We start from the raw sequence: 17980 nt of genomic DNA on the forward strand, positions 1-17980 counted from the left end.
GGGCCGCCGCTGCGTGTGATGGGCACTCCGCGACGTCCCCAGTCCCTCCGATCCTGCGAGCAATGACGCAACCTCGGACCGGCCGACAGTCGGCGCTACATCCGTCAAGCGAAAGTAACATCCTCAGATGAGGCAATACGAGGGGTCAATGTTGGGCGCCGCTTCACACCCTGGCGCGTTGACAGGCGAAACGGTACCTGCTGGGCAAAGTGCGTCCCTCAAATTGATCGCCGCTGTCGCCGTTGGGTCTCCCTCACGAATCCGGGGGCCAACACACGTCTGCGCTAGTCTAGTATCCCTCAACCCGAGTACGGCCGGTAGGCCGGGTGATCCTGCTTCAAACGTTGGAGCAAATGCCCGAGGAAAGACGAGACGGCGAATGCATCGCGAAGCTTGCCATGTCCACTTTCGACTTTGAGCTTCACGCTGGAGCCGTCGTCCAGATCGAGGTCAATCGCGCGGAATTCCTGCTTGTCTTGGTATTCGGCGCGGGTCCCGACAATCGATGAATAAGACACGCCCTGGCTATGTCGGCCAGAAACAGCCCATTCTCGCCGACGATGAAGGCGATCTCATCGGAGTCCTCTGCGATCGTCTGCACGCCGAGCACGGCCCCTATGCCGGTGGCGTTAGCCGTCAACCAGCCGTTTGCTTTCTCGACAAGATCCGGCCGCACGGCCGCTGATCGAAAGCCGTAGGAGTTTTTCAGGTACTTTTTGGCGCAGAATTGCACGTGATCGACTGGCATCTGTGGACTCCAGCTGACCGGCAGCACGATGATTTCAGTAGGGCCGATAGTTTCAATCCTAGCGCCGTAACGTAGCTCGAGAACGCGCAAAAGTCTGTCGTTTGTTATTGAGCCCTCGATGCATGAACGAAGCGCTCAATTAAAATGAGTTACGAAGAAAGTTGTGGTCCTGTCCTAGCGCTCCAAGCTGAACGATCGTTTTTCGGTCGACGCATCCTGGAACATGTCGATATACTCGGCATGACGCAAGCCACTATGGCGCCCACGCGACGGTTCGCCAGCCTCGGCCCGAAGCAGTTCTCGTCGACGGGCTCGGCGCGTTGGTCTTGGCTTTGAACGTGATCGTGGTTCTGCTTTCGGTCTTCTACCGATATGCGCTCCACGAACCTATCGAATGGGCCGAAGAGGCCGCTCGCGTCCTTCTGATCGCTGTCACCTTCGTCGGCGCGGCGGCCGCACTGCGGCGCGATCAACTGACCGGCATCGAGGCGAATACGGCAAGGCGTCGGTACCCTCATCACAGTTGTGGTGGCCGCGAGCCTTGTGGTGCTCAGCATTCGGCTCGGCTATGCGGTGAGCGGCCAGGAAAGTCCCGGCGGCTACCCGCAGTGGATGTTCGTCTATCCCGTCACCATCGGCGCAGCGGCAATGACGGTGTTTGCCTTGGGCAAGGCAGCCTCAATTCCCATCCGGATCCTCGTCACGGTGCGGTGCTTTCGGCAGTGGTCTGGCCATGGTCGTTTTGTTTTCAGGCAGTTCGGGCGGGGGACTGGCTCTTGGCGTGTTGGGAGTTTCCGCCTTCACGCAACTCCGCGTAATAGACTTCGCGCAGGAAGATGCGCTGATGCTCAGGGGCGAGAGCATCAAAGTAAGCGAGGTTCTCCTCTTCCTGCCTTCCTGTCTTCCTGCCCATAACGGGTCTTCAGCCAGCCGGCGAGCTCCTGCCTGTAGTTCTTCATCGCCTTGCCCGGCTGACCAGCCAGAGGCTTCGTTGGATCGGCGAGGTTCACAGGGTCGAGATAACGATCACGCACTCCGCCCCAGTTTGCGCCAGCCATGCCCGCAGCCATGACGATAGACGCGCCGGCACGGACGTCGCCGGGAACGTAAGCACCGAGCGAATGGAGGTCAGGCGCTTGTGTTCCAAGGATTGATGACAGAGATGCCTGCTGCATCGAATGCGCTGGCGTCGCGCGTCGCCACGATGAAGTCTCGCGATGCAGCGATCGCTGCGATGTAGCCATCGGGCGTCGGGAAGCCCTTGCCTGCGGCGCGAGCCCTGACTGCCAGATCAGCATACTGGCGTGCGGCGTCAGTATCGAACGGCAAAATCCTGTCCGCGAACAACTCCATCAGGCCGTTAAGCGCCTCAGCCAACCTGTCCTTGCGCTTGCCGGGTGCAAGCGCGTTGATGCCGAAGAGCAACTCGGCGACGGTGACGCTCGATATGTAGATGGTTTCCGCGACTTGTTCATCCAGCCAACGAAGGACATCTGGATTCGGCTGCGGTTTCATCGCCTCCGAGACGACATTCGTATCGAGGACGATCATTCAAAGCTCATCGGCTCGGCAGGTTTCTTCTCGCGACCGCGCGTCAAGGCATCGAGGTCCTCATTCGTAAGCCCGATGCGGCGGCCGAGGTCAGTGAGTGCGGTACCCAATCGGACACGGCGTTCGGGACGGACGGCAGCTTCGAGGATTTCGCGCATCTCGGCCTCGGTACTGCGACCATGATGGGCCGCGCGCACCTTGAGAGCTCGGTGGGTCGCCTCGGAAAGGTTTCGGATTGTGACAGCGGGCACGATGGCACCCCAAAATTGACGATGGCATTGATAGCAATATATATAGTTTGCTATCATTTTGCAAGTCGGACGGGGCGGCGCTTGCGCCGCATCGGTCTTGAAACTGGCGAGTTCCCAATCTCGACTGGTAACAGCGTTGTCGCCGTCACGGGCAAAAAAGGGCGTCACCTCTTTCGTGCACTTGAGCCGGACCCCAGACATCCTGCTCGTCCACTCGTTGTCCTTTCGAGTTTCGGAGCCGGTAGAGCGCAACCGTTCAGTGCAGAAGTTCAGCACGGGGCCGACGCTTTCGACCCCTGTGTGTACCGAAAACCTTATCCGAGTTGATGATGTAATGGAATCGCCTAAGCTGGCGGAATGATCGGGCTGCTTTGTTTCGTACTGGCCGTCTTGGCCTCGCCTCTCAAGTCGAAGAGCCGACTTGAAGCAGAGAATGCGGCGCTCAGACATCAGTTGATTGTCTTTGAGGCGTAAGCTGCGGGGTCGCGTCCGGCTCAGCAACGATGATCGCTGGTTCTTCATTCAGCTGTATCGCTGGTTTCCATCGATCTTGCAGGTCCTCACGATCATCCGGCCCGAGACGGTCGTGCGTTGGCACCGGGCCGGCTTTCGCGGCTATTGGCGTTGGAAGTCGCGCCCGATCGGAGCGCGGCCGCCGATCGACACGAGGCTGCGCGCGTTGATCCGGCGGATCAGCGTCGACAATCCGCTGTGGGGCGCGCCACGCATCCACGGCGAACTGCTCAAGCTCGGGTTCGAGGTCGCGCAGTCCAGCGTCGCCAAGTACATGGTGAAGCGACGCGGGCCACCCAGCCAGGGATGGCGGATCTTCTCGCGTAATCACGCGCCGGACATTGCCGCCATGGACTTGTTCGTTGTTCCAACGATCGGTTTCGACCTGCTCTATGCTTTTGTGATCGTCCGGCTCGACCGCAGCGACCTCGTCTGGATCAACGTCACAGCAAATCCGACGGCGGAATGGGTTGCACGTCAAATCACGGAGGCATTTCCTTGGGATGAGGCTCCGCACTACCTCATCCGCGATCGCGACCGGCCGATTGCGCGCCATGGGCATCCGGGACAAGCCTACCGCACCAGCCTCGCCTTGGCAGAATGGGTTTGCCGAACGGCTGATCGGATCGATCCGGCGTGAGTGTTTGGACCACGTCATTGTTTTGGGCGAGGCGCATCTGCGTCGGGTTCTGCAATCCTACGCCGACTATTACAATAACGTCAGAACGCATCGATCCTTGGACAAGGACGCGCCGATTTCTCGCCCGGTTCAGCGAACCGGTGCGATCAGTTCACGCCCCATCCTGGGCGGACTTCATCACCACTACGCCCGAGCTCAAGTTTTCGGTACACACAACGATTGCGGGGCGGAAATGGCGATTGGACGCGCTGCGTCATGACGTACAAGCCGGAGGCAAGGCCAAACATGGATCGCAGGAAATTTATAAAGAGAGCCTCGGGACTGATTATTGCGGGTCCCTGCGTTATTCGTCCATCAGCGGCGGCCGCGCCGCCACCGTCTGAAATCACGATCCCGGTGTCACTCAGCGACGCGAGGTTCGCCGGCAATGTTCCAGGATCCAGCGGTCCATTCTCGTCTGGTACGCAAGCCAACAAACATTGGATCGACAGTCCCAATTACAAGAATGGTGATGCGTGCTTTGCGATCCAATCGAGCGGCTCCCTTGTAAGCAACTTTGTCCAGTGCCGAATCGATTGGCGTGAAGGTCCCCGCCAGAACGGCGGCGGTATCACGAATATGGACCAGTGCTTCTTTAATTGTGTCGCCAAGGTCGGCGATCACTCTGACGCGTTCCAAGCGTACCCGTACCTGGGAGACAACGCGACGGTCAACTTCACCAATTGTAGCTTCAAGTGCTACAATGATAATGAGCCTCAACCTGGCTTTGTCAGTTCAGATTGTATGCAGTGGGCTGATAATTTCTCGGGAACTGTAACTTACAACAACTGCATTTTCTGGAACGGCGATCGCACTGTTTTCATCTTCGCAAGTCCCGGCACGACGACCAATGTCGCGTTCACCAATTGCTATTTCGCTACTCCGGTGGAGCGCCTGGCTTCCATATAGCGGCTGTCAGAACTGGAGTGCTCAACGTTCTGGCATGGAGCAGTGTGCGCCTCGCGAGAGTGGTCGGCACGACCATCATTCCGGGTGCATTGATACGTTCGCCATAACGGCGGGGGTGCCGTCGGTATGAATTTCGGAGAGGGTGGCGACACTCTCGCCGCGCCTTTCCACGTCAATCCACAAGCCCTGGAGTCGCCCCGGGCGCGATTTTGATATCCGAACGCAGCGAATACATGCGGACGGAATGGTGAAGAACCGGCGCGGCCTCTGGGAAGCTCAACCTCGCATTTCGGAACGTGATCTAGGCTACATCTAACTCCTCACAAACGTGCGAAATTGAGTGTCTACGCATTCTATCGAGCGGGTTCTGCCCCACTTCCGCCCCCAGCATTACATGGACAACCGACCCATGAACTCTCGACACGCGGACGATCTTCCTATTTCGGTTGGTCTACTTGCCTTGGCGGCATTGCCGACGATCGCCTTAATCGTGAATCTCGTTGCTGGGTCATGAGAGCTGGCGCAGCCGAGCGCAAGCCAACAGCTAGGAGCCGACGGGCATCAGGGATGGCTGGTCCCGCCGTAGCCTTCCATGCGCAACGACCAAGCTTCCGCCTCCGCGCGGTCCGCGCCCTAATGGCCCTTCTGGGCGGCTTCCCGGTCCGCCTGGGTGTGGATACAGGCCATACGATGGCGCGTGGATAAATACGCCCTGCAACTAGCGCCGGCTGAGGTTCGCCAACACACTCTGAAAGGGGCCCGCCAGCGTGAACTGGCGGTTTTGAATTCATCCGACTCTTAGATTTTCAGCGGACGTCTTGCCCCTGTTGGTCATCTCTTCGTAGCTGACCCTGGTCCCCTCATTGAGACCGCTCAGCCCCGCTTTTTCAACGGCCGAGATGTGGACGAAGACATCCTTGCCGCCCTTGTCAGGTTGAATAAATCCATAACCTTTGGTTGCATTGAACCACTTCACAATACCCGTTGCCACGCCGGCACTCCATTTTTGAACCAATGGCGGTAATTTAGTGCGGCCCGACGGTTCAGGGCAAGAAAAAGCCGCCTGCACCCTGCCCCCTGACAGCTCGGTCCATGCCCGGGGCGAGCTGGTTTTCTCCGGCTCTGGGCCCCGTAGTCTCTTCGTCCGAGAACGAAGTTCTTCTTGCCCGTCGGCACGGCAAGCGAGGCCACGCGGAACAGTCCATTTGTGGAAACGTTGAATGGTCGCACGCAGGATCCACGTGCGTAGCGCCCCAGGCAGCTCGGTCCGGATTTGTCCCCTGGGCCGGGCTGCTTCCTTTTGGCCATCGAGTGTGTGCCATTTCATACACAAACCCCAATGGATGACGGTATTGGTATTTCAGGGCACCAGTGAGATGAACGCCGCCGGGACGCTATTTCTAGCCCGGCGGCGCAATTTTGAACCCATCGAGGGCAGCGCGAGCGACCCGACGGAGACGAGAGAACCAAAGATCTTCAGCGCGAGGCGACCTGCTTATCGGTTGTCTTGGTTGGAAGCCTTATAGGGACTCGTGGCGTCGTGCTGACAACGCGCACGCTTCCGTCTGAAGCCCGACTTTTGAGGGTCTCCAAAACCAGAAAGAACTTCTCCGCAAGCATGGCGGCCTCCTCCCCTGGTCGGTGATTTGCGGAGCAAAGTATCTGCGCCCGCGCCACCGAACCAGCACACATGACAATCCTAGAATCAACCTGAGTCACCACGGGATAACTACGGGAGGCGAAGTAGGAACCAGCACCAACCGTGCGCGCACTACCCCAAGCAGGTCGACCGGCTCTCCGTGCCGGGCTGCTGGCCCTCGCGCTGGAGAGCGCATCCCGAGCCCGGCGGCGCATCGTTGAGAGAGCGGCGGGAAAGCAGCCGCTCCGCTCCCTATGCTTCAAAGCTAATTGCCACTTTTTCCCACCCTTCGTGAGGCAGCTCACATCGCCTCGCTCGGGCATGTCGGAGAGTGCCGGTAGCGGAGGGTCAAGCCATGGCTGAACCTGCGAAGCGAATACCGGACTGGTTAACAACCGACATCCTAATCATCGTCGTAGGGCTGACGGTTATCGGAAATCGGCCCGCGCATCGCCCTCCCCCGCAAATCACCCCCGAAGACATTGTTGCCGATTGTCACCAACCGTGTGATCAGGATCGAGAGCGCTCGCCAGACCGCTAAAGCGATCAGGCGAACTGCGCGAGCCTTTAGCGCACCGCGCGCTCACTCGTCCTTGTAATCGACCCGATGGACTCTATCTTCAGTGCATGAACCTGACAGAAGTCCAAGACCAGGCAATACAAGCCCGCATGGCGCTGATCGTAGGCGCGAACACGTTTGACCGGCTGTTCGCGGGCATTCACTTCGATGAGCTCGACGGCGACATCCTATTCGTCTACGCGAAGGATGAGGAGATCGCGACCGAGGTGGAGGACAACTTCTCACTTCACATCCAGATCACGGCTTCTAAGATCTTGAAGCGCGAGGTCAACATCGTGATGGTCCTGCCGAAGCAGTTCGCTCACTGAATTCATGCTGTCGTAGCCGGCGCCTCTAGGGAACATCATCTCCGCGCGTCCGGCCGCCACCGATTGAATGCCGCCGGTTCAAAAAGAACAACCGATTGCCCGTGGCCGCTTCGGCATATTGGTCGATAGCAACAATGATTGCCTGGACGTGGTGAAAGCACCACCCTTCCCGCGTCGCCAACTGACGCACCTCCGCAAGGGCCTTGAAGAAGGGAGGTTGCTCCGGACTGTCAGAGAAGTAGTTCACCACTTCCGGCCTCCTAACACCTTGCCGGCGGTCGGCCCTGGCAACTCCTTCCTGAGCCTGTCGCGCTCGGCGCAAAGCCCTTCGATCTTCGCGAGCATCCGCTGCAGGAGGATTTCGGCAGACGCGGTACAGATCCCTGCCCGTTGTAGCTTCAAAATGTCGTTTCGCTGACGCCCGACCTGGACGCGCATGTATTCGATTTGCCGACGGACGAACTCGAGATCCGGCATGGAGGCCCCTCTTCGTGGAGCTCATTACTAGAACGAAACGGGAACATTCTTTCAAGTTACAAGTTGGGACCGGAGCCAGATTTTTTGGAGGTTCATCATGGCCGACAACACGGAAAAGGACCCGAATGAGTGGGTTTCAGGACATGATCCGATGACGGGCGCCCAAGCGTCGTACCTCAAAACCCTTGCGGAGCAGGCGCACGAGCCCGTCCCTGGAGAGAAGGAACTCACGAAGGCAGAGGCGTCCGAGCTGATCGAGAAGCTGCGGAAGAAGGTTGGGTTGGGGAAATAGCCTGCCCTCCCGTCAGCGGCCGCCGTTCCGCACCGATCTCGCGGTGGAAAAGCAACTGCTCCCGCGTTTGCGAATCCCTGCCCTGTGCTAGCTCGCCGGAACGCAAGTTGAGCTGGCGGATTCGTTTCGCGCACCAGGAGCCTTCCAAATGCTGATGACCAGGGAACGGCGCGCGACGATCCGGACGCTGCGAGGATGGGCCATCTCCGTGCTGCAAGAAGCGGGCGCGATCCGCGAATGCGAAGAGCACGGGTGGATGCAGGACCGCGCCGACCGCATGCCCGCGATCGCGCCTTCGACATCGCCCGCCAGTACCCGCCGCTTGGCGTCTCGTCTCAGGCGGCCGCCGTCGCGCTCGCCGAAGTGCTGGACTCGATCGGCGACACCTGCCCGGGGTGCCCGCCCGAGGCCTGATGCCCTCCGGCGAAACCTTAGCCCTCCGCCATCGTCGCCGTTCTCACCTTTGCCCCGAAGGCGCCTGCTGCTGAGCGTTCGCGTTGTTCGGGTTTTTCTTGTTCGCCTCGTGATGGCCGACGACACACCCGGCCGCGGCGCCCAGCTTGCCGTGTCCCACCATATGGCCGGCGACGCCGCCGACGATAGCACCCTTGATGCAGCCCTTCGCGTCCGCCGCGGGCGCGAAAGCAAGCGAAATTGCGGCCACGCAAGCTGCCGCCGAAATCCATCTCATGTGCGTTCCTCCGGTCATGAAGATCGAGCAGTCAACGCGATCCGGTCGAACTCCGTTCCGGAGAAGCGAATGGCTCTTGCCGGCTAATCCTGCGCGCGCCGCAGGGCGGCTTGCAGCCGTTCTCTTTCCTTTTCCCACCGGTCGTCCTCGGCCCGCGCTCGCTTCCCGATAGCCTCGACCTCAACCTGAATAGCCGCGGCCTTTTTCGCATGCTCGCGCTCGGCCTTGTCCAGCGCCGCCTGCGCTTTTGCCGTCGCCTTTTCGCGCCGTTCGCGGAGCTCCTAGCGCCGGCGAGCGACCCAGACCCCAAGCAGAAAGGCAGCGAAGAGCGACTGCAACGGAGCCTTCACGGTGATCTCGCGCAGCCGATCGGCCCAGCGCATCGCGGCATCCTGTGAAGGCGACTGAGGCGGTCGCCGGTGCGCTTCCGAAATCTGCTCGACGCCGTCCTCGTTGATCAGTCCGGAAGCTTCCGTCATTGCCGAGGCATCTTTCATGTCCATAAGGCTCTCCTCCTCTGGCGTCAGGCCGACTGTCGCTGTTGCCTGCTCGCCGGCTTCTTCGCAGCCGTCTCCTTCGCCTGTTTCTTGCCTTGGATTGGCATCAGCATTTCCTTCTGGCCGGCCGTCGCCTTTCGCGGCTTCTTGGCCGGCTTGGCGACCTTCGCCGGCTCCACTTCTTTGCCGACGCTCCGCCGCAGCGCCTCCATCAGATCGACAACGTTCTCTCCGCGCGGTCGCTCCTTGGGGGTGATCGGCTTGCCGGCTCGCTTCTGGTTGATAAGGTCGATCAAGGCCGTCTCGTACTGGTCCTCGAACTTGTCGGGCTCGAATCGCCCCGACTTCTGGTTCACGATATGCTTGGCTAGATCGAGCATGTCTTTCGTGACCTTGACGTCCTGGATCTCGTCGAAATATTCGTCCTCGGAGCGGACTTCGTACGGGTAACGCAGCAGCGTCCCGACCAGGCCTTTGTCGACGGGCTCGAGCGCGATGATGTGCTCGCGGTTCGTTAGCACCACCCGCCCGATCGCAACCTTGTTCATTTCCCGGATGGTCTCGCGGATCACCGCAAATGCGTCGTGACCGACCTTGCCGTCTGGCCGAAGATAGTAAGGGCGGATCAGATATCGCGGGTCAATCTGCTCACGATCGACGAACTCGTCGATATCAATCGTGCGGGTCGATTCCAGCGCCACTTCTTCGAGCTCTTCCTTCGACACTTCGATGAAAGTGTCCTTATCAAGCATGTAGCCCTTGACGATGTCCTCGTTGGCGACCTCCTCGCCGGTGTCGGCGTCGACCTTCAGATACCTGATGCGGTGGCCGGTCTTTCGATTGAGCTGGTTGAACGAGATCTTCTCGCTCTCGGATGTGGCCGGGTACAGCGCCACCGGACAAGTCACGAGTGACAGACGCAGGAAGCCTTTCCAGTTGGCGCGGGGAGCCATGTACGCAGTATTCCGGTTTCGATGCGACTGGATTCAAGACGATCAAGGAAGGCTTGTTCCGACAATTCCCGCCCTTGCCGCTTCATTTTACTTTTAAAACCGCTGGCTGGCTTCAGGAAAACTGCGGCGTACCTTAAGGCTCGACGCGTCGATGGCATCTCCAGAGTCGGCGCCCGGTCGTTCTTCGCGACGCAGCGAGCTGCATCATCGCGCGACCAGCCGAGCAAGAAGATATCACATCCCGTGGCTGGCAAATACCTTTTGGCAGCTTTTGCTCAGCCTGGTCCTGTTCTGCTGCAAGCATTGTTGTACCGCAAAATCATTGTCCAATTGCTTTCTGCAAAAGCGCTGCGCATCTCGCCGGCAGGCCTGTTGTTCTTGTGGGGTGCCCATGTGGCCCTGTGCAAAAGATAGTGCAGTCTCGGCCAGCAAAATGGCCAGAACCAGGACAGCCGAACGCATAACGTTCTCCCTATGTTGATGGGGACGAAACGTAGCTCGGCGTCCGCGGTTCCTGGACGGACATGCCGATACTCAGCGCAATCTGCCGAGAGGCTGACGCCCGACGAGGCGATGAGGCAGAGGATCAGCACCTGTCCGGGAAGAACCCTGGGAAGTTTAGGCTCGGCCGGGCCTTGAAGCGCTTGCACTCCACCTCATTGCGGGGCGCTCATTGCCCGCTCTAGCGCCAAATCCGTCGCGCCTAGAGTCTTCTTGTTAAACTCCTCGCTGATCATCGCTTCTTCCCAAATCGACGCTAGCGCCAAACCTAGTAGCGACTTGTCGTCGCGATCTGCTGGTACAATCACACATGTTAAGGGTGCCAAGCTTTGTTGCGTCACTTGTCTGGGTGGCCTCTACCCCCGGGGGCCGAGCTGCTTCTTTGGGAGTTCGGGCCCGTAGCCCATTTCCGCGTCAATCCACAGGCCCTAGCGGCTTGCTCTGGCGCCGCGCGGGCGCAATGCTGAGGCATGGGTACGAAGTCCCGAGAGAGCATCTACGGCGCCTCTGTACGCGCCTCAGCGGAGCGCGCGGCAGAAGCCCGCAGGCAGGCCGACAAGCTCGCCTGTGAGGCCTGGAATAAGCGCATGCTCGCCTTCCAGGGCCCTGCCCAGCCCTCCCCGACGCTCGGGGACGCGATCAATGCCGGCTACCTGTACCTCGAGGTCAAATGCCTGGGCTGCAACACGCACCAGACGGTGGCGCTGGATATCGTCCGGCGGCGAAAGACCACTCCCATCCACGAACTCGAACGCTACATGCGCTGCAAGCTGTGCTCGGAGGAGCGCGGCTATCCCTACAAGCGAAGCCACCTGGTCGCGTTGCGGCCGAGGAAGATATCTGCAAGTGATCCGCCCTCGACGTGGTGGCCGGGCGAACGCTGAAGGTTTTGGTTTCTAGCTGCGGGGCGGAGCAAGCGCGTGACGAAGGAAATGTTCCGGACCATTGGTCTGTTGATATTTTGCGCGGCTCTTATCTGTGTAGGAGGCTACGAACTGTATGGCTGGCATCAGACGGGCCAACTCGCGATGCATGCGGGCTTACATCGTCCATTGTCTTACACTGCTGAACCGGGGCGATTTGTATGGGAATTTGGGACGTATCTCGGGATGCTTTTCCTTGGCCTGCTTGGGATAGTGGGATGCTTCTATTTTCGGGTATGGCGCTGATGGCATTACCGCCTATCACCATGATCAGCGCAGCAAGTTCGTAATGTGCAACCTCTACAGCATCACCACCAACCAGGAAGCGATCCGCGCGCTTTTTCGCGTGATCAACCGCTACGTCGGCAACCTGCCGCCGATGCCGGGCGTGTTTCCTGATTATCCGGCCCCCGTGGTGCGCAACGCCGGCGACGGCCGCGAGCTGGTGCTGATGCGCTGGGGCATGCCGCCGCCACCGCAAAAACCCGGAGGACCAGTAACGAACATCCGCAATACCCCTTCGAAATACTGGCGCGCCTGGCTCAATCCGGAAAACCGTTGCCTGGTCCCTTTCAACAGCTTCGCCGAATACGCACCAGAGCCGAACCCGGCCACGAAGAAAAAGGACGTGGTCTGGTTCGCGCTCGGTGATGACCGGCCGCTCACGGCCTTTGCCGGGATCTGGACGGAGTTCAAGGGCGACCGCGGCACCAAGTCGAAGCCGATCCCCGGACCTCACCTGGTCTACGGCTTCCTGACCACCGAAGCGAACGCGGTCGTAGAACCGATCCATGACAAGGCGATGCCGGTGATCCTGACGACGGACGAGGAGCGCGACGTGTGGCTGCGCGCGCCGTGGGATGAAGCCAAGGCGCTCCAGCGGCCGCTCCGACGACGCCCTGAAGATCGTGCTGCGCGGCCCCGATAAAGAGGATAGACAAGCCGCATGACTAAGGCGCGGGAGTTTATCGAATTCTGGATCGAGAACAGCGTTCACGCCGGCGATGGTGCGCACGGCGCTTCGCAAGACGTCACGGAACTCACGCGGCGCTGTCTCGAGATGGCAGAAGACCAGGGCATCTCGGAACAGGACATCAATGCCGAGATCGGCAACCTGGCGGAGTTTATCGGTCGCAAGCTTGAAGCCGCCAACAAGGTCGAAGCCGAATGGCAGCAGCGCGAGAAAGGCCCCAGCTCAAGCGGATAGTGCTGGGGCCCCTGCGGCGCTCTCGCAGTGCCGGGCCCCGGGAACAGGCCCGACGAGCGAAGATGGCCTGTGATGCGACGCTGCGCACCATTTTTGTTGAGCGACAGAATGTCCGACCAGCGCCCTCATTGTCGCTATAGCGGCCAAACGGTATTCTTGCGCGATTCTAGCGCTTACTTCATGCGCGGAGATTTTTCTACTTGTCGAAATCTGCCAAGCTCGTTGCCGCTAGGCGCGGCAAAGTACTCTTGGTGCGTCGCCGGCGCGATGGCTTATGGATGTTTCCTGGCGGACGTAAGCGGCCGCGAGAAACGGAAACGGAATGCCTTCGGCGGGAGATCGAGGAAGAACTTCCCCGGCTCAGGTTGGGCAGGGTGCGACTCTGGAAGGAGATCAAAGCAAAGAACAAGCGCTCGGGCCGTAAGGTGAGCGGCGCCATCTTCATCGCGGAGAAAGCGAAGGGTCCCTTGGTCATCGGAGACAAGAATGAAATCGACCGCGCCGTCTGGCGCAAGCCCCGGGGCATTCGGTTGACGCCCACCTCCCGCTACATTCGAGACAAGCTCTTCCCCGGAAAGTAACGCGCATGAAATACGCCGCTCGCCGGCTACTGGAACTCGCTCGCGCCGTCGAACCCCTTGCAGGACGGCCGCATCCACATCGACAAGATCAACTACCCATTCATGGATCACGAGAAGGCCAAGCCGTCCGAATATGGCGCCAGCTCAAGCTCGCAATCGGGCGCGGCTGGCTCAAGGCGTTTCGCTTTGAGCGCGGTACGGCGCCCCTTGAACGAACCCGGACCAGGAAAGCTATGCAATTAATGCCCCAATCAGGCGAGCTACGCCGCGCCTAGGGCAGCTTCTCCGGAGAGGTGCCGGGCGTTTTCTTTTCCATCAAACTCTACGCTGCCTCGCGTCTCGAACGCTCAACGAGCTTGCTGACGGCTTCGAAGCTCTTTTCATAGTTGCTCGCCGCCTGATCAACATTCTCGGCAAACAGCCGCATCATCGACGCTTGGAACTCAACGAGTGGCTTTACAGCGTTGAAGCCGAGGGAGGCACTGGCAGCCGCGCGACTCTCTTGTTCTTTGACTATGCCGCGGACGTCTAAGTTCTGATCGGCCATTTGATTTCCTCCTCTTGTTATTGCCCCAGCCACCTGACCCCAAACGCTAAAGCGAGATACGAGTTTCAAAGGACGGAATTAATGCGCTGACTAGGTCAGACAGTCAGGCTGACAACTTGTCTTCTTCGCGCCGACCAAGGATAATCTGAAATAGAGAACATCGCGGTCCATGTTTGAGCCTGGGGCGATCTGGTCGCCGACCATTGATCTAGCTCAAGTGTCCCGCCGGAACATGTTCACGGCCGGAGAACTGCGGGCTACGCTATTTCTGACTTGAGCATTTAATCTCGCTAGCTCCAGCGTCCGTTTCCGCAGCCGCTGGCGCATCTGTTCATATTCGAAGCGGCGTCGCTGAAGCTCCAATCGCAGAAGTCGCGATTCGACGATGGTGACATTTGCTCGCTCAAATAGCGTGTACCATCCAGATTCCATACGCGATGCCGACGGCATTCGCATGTAACTAGGACACTGCCAAATTCAACTTAGGACACCAAGTGGTTAAATACGGACACCACCCCCATGTCCATCGACGATCAGGCCCACTTATCTTCTTCGCGGCGGGCTTCGTCCTCATTGAGGCGCTCCGCCACGTCATCGGCGATCGGTAAATCTTCAGTGGTCGCGATCGGCGTGCCGTCCTGTTTCTTGATCTTTTTGCCTTCGGCATGCACTGGAAAATCATCGGGTTTTAGCGGTTTCTTTGAAGCTGACATCGCGACTCCCTCCTGTGAGGCGCCATGATAGCACGCTCTAAGTACCGGGGCCGCCCCGAACTCTCGCTTGGCTGGGTGCGTCCCCTTCGGGACGCGTGCTCACTCGTTTTCATCCTCGCTAAGTTCCCGCTCTGCCAGGAACCAGAACTCGAGGTCTCGGCCCGTAGGCCGCCCGTGCTGTTCCCAGAGTTCGTGGGCGCGAGCCCTGATTGCTTGCTTGGACCGCCGCGCGGCTAGGCGCCGTTGCAGGCTCTCCCTCAGATCCTCGACGAACGCCTTGAGCCGCTGATAGGTCGTTTGGTCGGTTATCTCAGAAGCCAGCCGCTTCGCCTGTTCGAGTTGGCGCTCTAACTCTTGGCGATCGATGCTATGGCTCATGGTCACCTCCGCCAGAAATAAATCGGCGGGGGCAAAATTGTTCATCTTCGGCTTGTTCGTCCGGGAAGCCGGGCCACGAGGCGCGCCCCGCTCCAAAGCTCGATGCCATGGCCCTCGACCAGCCGCCGAGCCCTTTCGATCGCTTCTTCGTCATCAGCGCAGATCATGGGTTCTGAGCTGATGATATGGCCGTCCAGCCCGACGGTATAGGCTCGGTACTCCGGCATGGTCTATTGCGGTGCCCGCAGGCCGGGCGAACTAAGCCACTCATCGATGTGGGAGGCTGTCTCACTTTGCCGCGCCCTTCGCAGTAGGTTTTCGCGCTCTTTGCCGGGCGGCAGTTTGTTGGCTTGCTGGCGGGCCAGCTTAGCGTGCTCGATCAAGCGATCACGGAGGGACAAAACTTGTTTGAAACGGCGTCTCTTCATGACGCGCTCCATCCTTAATGCAGGCGGGAGCACAACACTCTCAGTCACCGCTAAATAGCCTTGGGACGGTACGGCGATGAAGCCAGCCTACGCCCAATCAGTGCTGGCTTCGGTCTAAAAGTGCACACAGCCTCGGTACGCAGTTTCTGAAGCAGAAGGATCTATGAGGTCGGCCAAGAGTCGAATCCCCGCCTCCGGCATTAAAAGCCCGAGCCAGGCACCCCTCCGGCAACCTCCGGCCGGTTGCGCGAAAGGGGGAGAAAGTGACCTACATCCCCGAACGGAAGGTGCCCACCGCGGCCTAGACGAAGCAAAGCTCTTTGGCGTGTCAGCAATCCGGCATTCCCGCCGAACGTGCTGACGCATTTCCAGCGGAGCCGGTTGAGCCAGAAGCGCCAGAACCGGTTGCGCCCGGCGCGGTTGAGCCCACAGTCGTTTCAGGTGCCTTTTCCGACGATGCAGCGGAGGTCGGGTTCTTTTCGCGAATGATGTTATTGCTGACGTCCCAGCATTGCTTGGGCGTGACGCCCTGATCGCGGTTTGCACTAACGCCCGTTCCTTGTGCATTTGCGAAGCTGGTGACTGCCAAAAGGATGGCGCCACAAACCGAAGCGAAATAGATCGTCTTCATGGTTCTTTCCTTCTCACTCATCTGACTGCGGGCGCTCAGTGAACCGGTGGATGCCTGAGAGCGGGGCCGATAGCCTGACTGCCGTCGGCAGCCCACTCGTCCCCGAATGAGGGTCGCTGTGCGAGCCTCAGCCATTCTTCGGAAAGCCGCAGCAGTTGCTGCTTGTCTATCGAAGAGGCGGCCTTCGCGGCTTGTTGCCGGCAGTGCTCGGCTCGCGTGCGGCAAATATCTCCGTGCTCAGCCATGACCGGTACACTGGTCCGCGCTCGCTTCCCGGGCGCCGATTGGCCCCGCATCAACTTCAATTCACCCGACCGGTTTAACGTTCCTAGCCCAGCCGTCTAGGAACGGTTTGCGGAAGGTCGCGTTTGCGAACGGAAAGTCGTGATTTGCCGTCAATGCCCCGTTACTCCTTTCACATCAGCGGAAAGTTCCCATTTCGGGACGAAGTCGGAACGGAGCTTCGAGACGATCGCGCCGCCTGGAAGGAAGCTCTGTTGCTGACCCGCGACATCGAAACATCCTTTCAGCCGGGGCAGAGTTGGAGCCTCGATGTCAAGGCTGGTGATCGTTTGCTTTACCGAATCGGCATCACTAGCGAAGAAGGATGAACAGCGCGCCCGCTACGGAGCCACGATAAAGCCAGCCCGTTGACGAGCACCAAGTGCTCTCCGAGTTAGGACACCTGCCCCAAAAATTTGCCTGCTCTTAGCAAAGCGCGTCTGTTGGGACGCCGGGAAATAGCGGGAGTGGACCTCGCTCCGTCTCCACGAAGCGGGGTCGCTTCCGTTCTTTAAACTGGAGCCCTCCGAAACGGCCCCTCGGCCCCCTACTAGAGCCGTCTCGTTTTCGGCACCTGCAAATACGGGCATTTGGCCGACGGCGAACAGAACGTAAACCGGTCGCGGGCGCAGACTTTAAGCTCGCGACCGGTGACCCCTGGCGAAATAAAACGTGGCCAGTTTGTGTGACGTCACCACTGACTTGACGAGTCGTGGAAGGCCAGCCCACGTCAGACGTGTGACGCGATCCCCTCTCTCTCCTTAGCAGATGCTCTCAATCTTCTGCTTCGCGCTCCCCTTCCGTTTGCAACGATCTTTCGAAGCGAAATGAGATCCGACATTTTTTCTCTGAGCATGAACATGAAAGCGCGTTCGTGCGCGCATTGTGATGACGTTGGAAAACTTGATTGCATTGCGCGATCTATTGAACAGTTCGATACGGCAAACGCCCGCTCCTTCCGCCAGCAGCAGGGCCATCAAGGCCCATTAGCGGCGCGCTCGGTATGCTACCATGCGAAGCGGCGACGATTTCAGCGTCAGCAACGAATTTTCGAAGCGAAAGCAAATCCGACATCTTTTGTGCGAGCACATCGGTATCTGACGCGAGTTGCTCGCAAAGTTCTTTGGCACTGCGTGCTGAAGCGCGCATACCAGCCGCCCTCCTTCTTTGGAAAGGAAGTAACCTGATATGATCGGGAAAGTTCGGTAATTAATTTATTGCAGCTTTAACTTTTTAATATGTCATTTAATTTCACATTAAATGTCGGTCGGCAACAAAGGAGAAGGCAATGAAGGTCGGTTTTGGCATAGCCGCCGCGATTTTGGCCCTCGCTCTGACGACGATGCCCCCGCCTGCGCAAGCCTGCAATGACAGGGGAAATTGCGAGAACGCGCCCGGTCAGAACAAAAACGTCAGCGCAGCCCCCGGGCCGATCGCTGGTGCAAGTCTTCCGATCCTTGCCGTTGGCTACGGCGTCTATTGGCTGATCAGGCGCCGCAGGAAGCAGAGCTGACATTTTCCCTTGATACCAAGGCGTGCTCAAATAGGAGGGAACGCCGGTCTCTCCGCACGCAAAATCACTGCAGCAGCAGGCACGTCGGCGTTTCTTGACGATCGATAATGCGTAAACGCTTGGCTAGTCGCCATCAACACCGCAGCAAAGACAACAACCAAGACAAGTTGAAGCAAATCTTCCATCGC

At 59.1% G+C, this 17980-nt stretch carries 27 protein-coding genes and 2 pseudogenes; 13 read left to right on the forward strand and 16 right to left on the reverse strand.

The genetic code is table 11. The annotated features are described in order from the left end of the window. Positions 1 to 421 precede the first annotated feature (421 nt). A complete protein-coding gene (locus ACZIRK_RS31910; RefSeq protein WP_474418812.1) occupies positions 422 to 838 on the reverse strand; it encodes a hypothetical protein in 417 nt (138 codons plus the stop codon). Positions 839 to 1092: 254 nt separating this feature from the next. On the opposite strand from ACZIRK_RS31910, the gene ACZIRK_RS31915 reads away from it, so the two are divergent. Next, positions 1093 to 1566 (forward strand): TRAP transporter small permease, encoded by a 474-nt coding sequence (locus ACZIRK_RS31915; protein WP_474418833.1) that lies wholly within the window; start codon positions 1093 to 1095, stop codon positions 1564 to 1566. 45 nt (positions 1567 to 1611) lie between these two features. Here ACZIRK_RS31915 and ACZIRK_RS31920 read toward each other — a convergent pair whose 3' ends face one another. The 3 genes from ACZIRK_RS31920 to ACZIRK_RS31930 form a co-directional block, all read right to left on the reverse strand. Further along, the gene (locus ACZIRK_RS31920) at positions 1612 to 1806 is read right to left on the reverse strand and encodes a hypothetical protein (protein ID WP_130226797.1); all 195 of its coding nucleotides are present in this window, start codon (positions 1804 to 1806) and stop codon (positions 1612 to 1614) included. Positions 1807 to 1876: 70 nt separating this feature from the next. Beyond that, positions 1877 to 2299, reverse strand: coding sequence for a type II toxin-antitoxin system VapC family toxin (locus tag ACZIRK_RS31925; RefSeq protein ID WP_130226796.1), 423 nt, complete (start codon positions 2297 to 2299; stop codon positions 1877 to 1879). Beyond that, the gene (locus ACZIRK_RS31930) at positions 2296 to 2550 is read right to left on the reverse strand and encodes a FitA-like ribbon-helix-helix domain-containing protein (RefSeq protein ID WP_130226832.1); all 255 of its coding nucleotides are present in this window, start codon (positions 2548 to 2550) and stop codon (positions 2296 to 2298) included. The genes ACZIRK_RS31925 and ACZIRK_RS31930 overlap by 4 nt, the downstream gene beginning before the upstream one ends. A 586-nt stretch (positions 2551 to 3136) precedes the next feature. On the opposite strand from ACZIRK_RS31930, the gene ACZIRK_RS31935 reads away from it, so the two are divergent. Genes ACZIRK_RS31935 through ACZIRK_RS31945 form a run of 3 tightly spaced genes read left to right on the forward strand, consistent with a single transcriptional unit; the run spans position 3137 to position 4086 of the window. Continuing rightward, the gene (locus ACZIRK_RS31935; RefSeq protein ID WP_474418813.1) at positions 3137 to 3703 is read left to right on the forward strand and encodes a hypothetical protein; all 567 of its coding nucleotides are present in this window, start codon (positions 3137 to 3139) and stop codon (positions 3701 to 3703) included. Then, positions 3618 to 3962, forward strand: coding sequence for an integrase core domain-containing protein (locus tag ACZIRK_RS31940; protein WP_474418814.1), 345 nt, complete (start codon positions 3618 to 3620; stop codon positions 3960 to 3962). Before ACZIRK_RS31935 ends, ACZIRK_RS31940 begins: the two co-directional genes overlap by 86 nt. Continuing rightward, a complete protein-coding gene (locus ACZIRK_RS31945; RefSeq protein WP_165435677.1) occupies positions 3943 to 4086 on the forward strand; it encodes a hypothetical protein in 144 nt (47 codons plus the stop codon). Before ACZIRK_RS31940 ends, ACZIRK_RS31945 begins: the two co-directional genes overlap by 20 nt. A 16-nt stretch (positions 4087 to 4102) precedes the next feature. Here ACZIRK_RS31945 and ACZIRK_RS31950 read toward each other — a convergent pair whose 3' ends face one another. Next, the gene (locus ACZIRK_RS31950; protein WP_474418815.1) at positions 4103 to 4366 is read right to left on the reverse strand and encodes a hypothetical protein; all 264 of its coding nucleotides are present in this window, start codon (positions 4364 to 4366) and stop codon (positions 4103 to 4105) included. A 1072-nt stretch (positions 4367 to 5438) separates the two neighbouring features. After that, entirely contained in the window at positions 5439 to 5642 is a 204-nt protein-coding gene (locus ACZIRK_RS31955) for a cold-shock protein (RefSeq protein WP_474418816.1), read from the reverse strand. A gap of 1317 nt (positions 5643 to 6959) precedes the next feature. Here ACZIRK_RS31955 and ACZIRK_RS31960 point away from each other — a divergent pair. Next, positions 6960 to 7178, forward strand: coding sequence for a hypothetical protein (locus tag ACZIRK_RS31960; protein ID WP_349645144.1), 219 nt, complete (start codon positions 6960 to 6962; stop codon positions 7176 to 7178). 25 nt (positions 7179 to 7203) lie between these two features. Here ACZIRK_RS31960 and ACZIRK_RS31965 read toward each other — a convergent pair whose 3' ends face one another. Then, positions 7204 to 7428: a hypothetical protein gene (locus tag ACZIRK_RS31965; RefSeq protein ID WP_130231620.1), complete on the reverse strand. Its 225-nt coding sequence runs from the start codon at positions 7426 to 7428 to the stop codon at positions 7204 to 7206. Beyond that, positions 7422 to 7655 (reverse strand): hypothetical protein, encoded by a 234-nt coding sequence (locus tag ACZIRK_RS31970; protein ID WP_474418817.1) that lies wholly within the window; start codon positions 7653 to 7655, stop codon positions 7422 to 7424. Before ACZIRK_RS31970 ends, ACZIRK_RS31965 begins: the two co-directional genes overlap by 7 nt. A 97-nt stretch (positions 7656 to 7752) precedes the next feature. Between ACZIRK_RS31970 and ACZIRK_RS31975 the strand changes: the two genes are divergently transcribed. Both ACZIRK_RS31975 and ACZIRK_RS31980 read left to right on the forward strand, forming a co-directional pair. Then, complete coding sequence (locus tag ACZIRK_RS31975) at positions 7753 to 7947, forward strand: DUF3072 domain-containing protein (RefSeq protein WP_130231618.1); 195 nt, start codon at positions 7753 to 7755, stop codon at positions 7945 to 7947. Between the two features lie 148 nt (positions 7948 to 8095). Next, a pseudogene (locus ACZIRK_RS31980) lies at positions 8096 to 8361 on the forward strand (hypothetical protein). Between the two features lie 43 nt (positions 8362 to 8404). Here ACZIRK_RS31980 and ACZIRK_RS31985 read toward each other — a convergent pair. The 4 genes from ACZIRK_RS31985 to ACZIRK_RS32000 all read right to left on the reverse strand — a co-directional run bounded on the left by ACZIRK_RS31985 (position 8405) and on the right by ACZIRK_RS32000 (position 10550). Continuing rightward, a complete protein-coding gene (locus ACZIRK_RS31985; RefSeq protein ID WP_130231616.1) occupies positions 8405 to 8638 on the reverse strand; it encodes a hypothetical protein in 234 nt (77 codons plus the stop codon). A 281-nt stretch (positions 8639 to 8919) separates the two neighbouring features. Next, the gene (locus ACZIRK_RS31990; protein WP_130231614.1) at positions 8920 to 9141 is read right to left on the reverse strand and encodes a hypothetical protein; all 222 of its coding nucleotides are present in this window, start codon (positions 9139 to 9141) and stop codon (positions 8920 to 8922) included. Between the two features lie 20 nt (positions 9142 to 9161). After that, on the reverse strand, positions 9162 to 10088 hold the full coding sequence (ku, locus tag ACZIRK_RS31995; protein ID WP_130231612.1) for a non-homologous end joining protein Ku: 927 nt from the start codon (positions 10086 to 10088) through the stop codon (positions 9162 to 9164). Positions 10089 to 10322: 234 nt separating this feature from the next. Then, entirely contained in the window at positions 10323 to 10550 is a 228-nt protein-coding gene (locus tag ACZIRK_RS32000) for a hypothetical protein (protein ID WP_080664150.1), read from the reverse strand. Between the two features lie 509 nt (positions 10551 to 11059). On the opposite strand from ACZIRK_RS32000, the gene ACZIRK_RS32005 reads away from it, so the two are divergent. The 4 genes and pseudogenes from ACZIRK_RS32005 (at position 11060) to ACZIRK_RS32020 (ending at position 13300) form a co-directional block, all read left to right on the forward strand. After that, positions 11060 to 11473, forward strand: coding sequence for a hypothetical protein (locus tag ACZIRK_RS32005; protein WP_130226157.1), 414 nt, complete (start codon positions 11060 to 11062; stop codon positions 11471 to 11473). 328 nt (positions 11474 to 11801) lie between these two features. Next, positions 11802 to 12462, forward strand: a pseudogene (locus ACZIRK_RS32010) (SOS response-associated peptidase). After that, on the forward strand, positions 12459 to 12719 hold the full coding sequence (locus tag ACZIRK_RS32015; protein WP_028168930.1) for a DUF768 domain-containing protein: 261 nt from the start codon (positions 12459 to 12461) through the stop codon (positions 12717 to 12719). Before ACZIRK_RS32010 ends, ACZIRK_RS32015 begins: the two are co-directional and overlap by 4 nt. Positions 12720 to 12919: 200 nt before the next feature. Continuing rightward, positions 12920 to 13300 (forward strand): NUDIX hydrolase, encoded by a 381-nt coding sequence (locus ACZIRK_RS32020; RefSeq protein ID WP_130226156.1) that lies wholly within the window; start codon positions 12920 to 12922, stop codon positions 13298 to 13300. 322 nt (positions 13301 to 13622) lie between these two features. Here ACZIRK_RS32020 and ACZIRK_RS32025 read toward each other — a convergent pair whose 3' ends face one another. The 4 genes from ACZIRK_RS32025 to ACZIRK_RS32040 all read right to left on the reverse strand — a co-directional run bounded on the left by ACZIRK_RS32025 (position 13623) and on the right by ACZIRK_RS32040 (position 15997). Next, a complete protein-coding gene (locus tag ACZIRK_RS32025) occupies positions 13623 to 13847 on the reverse strand; it encodes a hypothetical protein (protein ID WP_130226155.1) in 225 nt (74 codons plus the stop codon). A gap of 533 nt (positions 13848 to 14380) precedes the next feature. Next, on the reverse strand, positions 14381 to 14560 hold the full coding sequence (locus ACZIRK_RS32030; protein ID WP_130226154.1) for a hypothetical protein: 180 nt from the start codon (positions 14558 to 14560) through the stop codon (positions 14381 to 14383). Between the two features lie 99 nt (positions 14561 to 14659). Continuing rightward, entirely contained in the window at positions 14660 to 14983 is a 324-nt protein-coding gene (locus ACZIRK_RS32035; protein ID WP_474418818.1) for a DUF2934 domain-containing protein, read from the reverse strand. Between the two features lie 711 nt (positions 14984 to 15694). Then, positions 15695 to 15997, reverse strand: coding sequence for a hypothetical protein (locus tag ACZIRK_RS32040; protein ID WP_130226151.1), 303 nt, complete (start codon positions 15995 to 15997; stop codon positions 15695 to 15697). Positions 15998 to 16395: 398 nt separating this feature from the next. On the opposite strand from ACZIRK_RS32040, the gene ACZIRK_RS32045 reads away from it, so the two are divergent. Then, positions 16396 to 16608: a DUF6894 family protein gene (locus ACZIRK_RS32045; protein WP_130226150.1), complete on the forward strand. Its 213-nt coding sequence runs from the start codon at positions 16396 to 16398 to the stop codon at positions 16606 to 16608. A gap of 531 nt (positions 16609 to 17139) precedes the next feature. After that, a complete protein-coding gene (locus tag ACZIRK_RS32050) occupies positions 17140 to 17466 on the forward strand; it encodes a hypothetical protein (RefSeq protein WP_130226149.1) in 327 nt (108 codons plus the stop codon). Positions 17467 to 17980 lie beyond the last annotated feature (514 nt).

Source organism: Bradyrhizobium sp. Leo114 (assembly GCF_055229415.2).

Excerpts from the sequence above, each read along its gene's own strand:
- ACZIRK_RS31920 (WP_130226797.1), bottom strand. The coding sequence starts at position 1,806 with ATGGCTGGCGCAAACTGGGGCGGAGTGCGTGATCGTTATCTCGACCCT.
- ACZIRK_RS31925 (WP_130226796.1), bottom strand. The coding sequence starts at position 2,299 with ATGATCGTCCTCGATACGAATGTCGTCTCGGAGGCGATGAAACCGCAG.
- ACZIRK_RS31940 (WP_474418814.1), top strand. The coding sequence starts at position 3,618 with ATGGGCATCCGGGACAAGCCTACCGCACCAGCCTCGCCTTGGCAGAAT.
- ACZIRK_RS31960 (WP_349645144.1), top strand. The coding sequence starts at position 6,960 with ATGGCGCTGATCGTAGGCGCGAACACGTTTGACCGGCTGTTCGCGGGC.
- ACZIRK_RS31970 (WP_474418817.1), bottom strand. The coding sequence starts at position 7,655 with ATGCCGGATCTCGAGTTCGTCCGTCGGCAAATCGAATACATGCGCGTC.
- ACZIRK_RS31975 (WP_130231618.1), top strand. The coding sequence starts at position 7,753 with ATGGCCGACAACACGGAAAAGGACCCGAATGAGTGGGTTTCAGGACAT.
- ACZIRK_RS31985 (WP_130231616.1), bottom strand. The coding sequence starts at position 8,638 with ATGAGATGGATTTCGGCGGCAGCTTGCGTGGCCGCAATTTCGCTTGCT.
- ACZIRK_RS31990 (WP_130231614.1), bottom strand. The coding sequence starts at position 9,141 with ATGGACATGAAAGATGCCTCGGCAATGACGGAAGCTTCCGGACTGATC.
- ku (WP_130231612.1), bottom strand. The coding sequence starts at position 10,088 with ATGGCTCCCCGCGCCAACTGGAAAGGCTTCCTGCGTCTGTCACTCGTG.
- ACZIRK_RS32000 (WP_080664150.1), bottom strand. The coding sequence starts at position 10,550 with ATGCGTTCGGCTGTCCTGGTTCTGGCCATTTTGCTGGCCGAGACTGCA.
- ACZIRK_RS32005 (WP_130226157.1), top strand. The coding sequence starts at position 11,060 with ATGGGTACGAAGTCCCGAGAGAGCATCTACGGCGCCTCTGTACGCGCC.
- ACZIRK_RS32015 (WP_028168930.1), top strand. The coding sequence starts at position 12,459 with ATGACTAAGGCGCGGGAGTTTATCGAATTCTGGATCGAGAACAGCGTT.
- ACZIRK_RS32025 (WP_130226155.1), bottom strand. The coding sequence starts at position 13,847 with ATGGCCGATCAGAACTTAGACGTCCGCGGCATAGTCAAAGAACAAGAG.
- ACZIRK_RS32030 (WP_130226154.1), bottom strand. The coding sequence starts at position 14,560 with ATGTCAGCTTCAAAGAAACCGCTAAAACCCGATGATTTTCCAGTGCAT.
- ACZIRK_RS32035 (WP_474418818.1), bottom strand. The coding sequence starts at position 14,983 with ATGAACAATTTTGCCCCCGCCGATTTATTTCTGGCGGAGGTGACCATG.
- ACZIRK_RS32040 (WP_130226151.1), bottom strand. The coding sequence starts at position 15,997 with ATGAAGACGATCTATTTCGCTTCGGTTTGTGGCGCCATCCTTTTGGCA.
- ACZIRK_RS32045 (WP_130226150.1), top strand. The coding sequence starts at position 16,396 with ATGCCCCGTTACTCCTTTCACATCAGCGGAAAGTTCCCATTTCGGGAC.
- ACZIRK_RS32050 (WP_130226149.1), top strand. The coding sequence starts at position 17,140 with ATGAAAGCGCGTTCGTGCGCGCATTGTGATGACGTTGGAAAACTTGAT.